At 62.1% G+C, this 1779-nt stretch carries 1 protein-coding gene; it reads left to right on the top strand.

Translation table 11 applies throughout. From position 1 onward, the window contains the following. On the top strand, positions 1–1779 hold a 1779-nt coding region (gene xsc / locus ACR0IY_RS21930), incomplete at its 5' end, for a sulfoacetaldehyde acetyltransferase (RefSeq protein ID WP_480677153.1).

The following is a 1779-nucleotide window of genomic DNA, read 5'->3' on the forward strand; positions in this document are numbered from 1 at the left end:
ATGAAAATGACGACTGAAGAGGCCTTTGTTAAGGTTCTGCAGATGCACGGTATTGAACATGCGTTTGGTATCATTGGTTCGGCGATGATGCCGATTTCGGATCTGTTTCCGAAAGCTGGCATCATGTTCTGGGACTGCGCCCATGAGGGGTCGGGCGGGATGATGGCGGATGGCTACACCCGTGCGACCGGCAAGATGTCGATGATGATCGCGCAGAACGGCCCCGGCATCACCAACTTTGTGACCGCCGTGAAAACCGCCTACTGGAATCACACACCCGTTCTGCTGGTCACTCCGCAGGCGGCCAACAAGACCATTGGTCAGGGCGGCTTTCAGGAAATGGAGCAGATGCGCATGTTCGCGGACTGCGTCGCCTATCAGGAAGAGGTTCGCGACCCGACCCGCGTCGCCGAAGTTCTGAACCGCGTTATCATGAACGCAAAACGCGCCAGCGCTCCGGCTCAGTTGAACATCCCGCGTGACATGTGGACTCAGGTTGTCGACATCGAGCTGCCCAAGATCGTTGAATTCGAGCGCCCCTCGGGCGGCGAAGACGCGGTGGCTGCGGCGGCCGAGATGCTGTCGAACGCAAAGAACCCTGTCATCCTGAATGGCGCTGGTGTGGTTTTGGCCGAGGGCGGCATCGAAGCCTCGAAAGCGCTGGCCGAGCGTCTGGATGCCCCGGTTTGCGTTGGCTACCAGCACAACGACGCCTTCCCCGGTTCGCACCCGCTGTTTGCCGGTCCGCTGGGCTATAACGGCTCGAAAGCCGGCATGGAGCTGATCAGCGAGGCTGACGTGGTTCTGGCCCTGGGCACCCGTCTGAACCCGTTCTCGACCCTGCCGGGCTATGGCATCAACTACTGGCCGACCGATGCCAAGATCATTCAGGTCGATATCAACCCTGACCGCATCGGCCTGACCAAGGATGTCAGCGTCGGCATCATCGGCGACGCGGCCAAAGTGGCCAACGGCATCCTGTCCCGGCTGTCCGGCACCGCCGGTGACGAAGGCCGCAAAGAGCGCAAGGAGCGTATCGCCCAGAAGAAATCGGCCTGGGCGCAGGAGCTGACCTCGATGACCCACGAGGACGACGATCCGGGCACCACCTGGAACCAGCGCGCCCGCGACGCCAAGCCCGACTGGATGAGCCCCCGCATGGCGTGGCGCGCGATTCAGGCGGCGCTGCCGAAAGAGGCGATCATCTCGTCCGACATCGGCAACAACTGCGCCATCGGCAACGCCTATCCGGCGTTCGAAGAGGGCCGCAAATACCTGGCGCCGGGTCTGTTCGGGCCTTGTGGTTATGGCCTTCCGGCGGTTGTCGGCGCCAAGATCGGCTGCCCGGACGTTCCGGTTGTGGGCTTTGCCGGTGACGGTGCCTTTGGCATCGCGGTGAACGAACTGACAGCGATCGGCCGCGAAGAATGGCCCGCCGTAACCCAGATCGTGTTCCGCAACTACCAGTGGGGTGCGGAAAAGCGCAACTCGACCCTGTGGTTCGACGACAACTTCGTGGGCACCGAGCTGGACACCAAAGTGTCTTACGCGGGCATCGCGCAAGCCTGTGGCCTGAAGGGCGTTGTCGCCCGCACGCAGGACGAGCTGACCGCGGCGCTGAACCAGGCGATCGAAGACCAGAAGAACGGCATCACCACGCTGATCGAGGCCCTGATCAACCAGGAACTCGGTGAACCCTTCCGCCGCGACGCCATGAAAAAACCCGTCGCCGTCGCAGGCATCAACGCCAACGACATGAAACCGCAAGCCGAGGCGTAA

The sequence above is a fragment of the Ruegeria sp. BC1 genome, assembly GCF_056539305.1.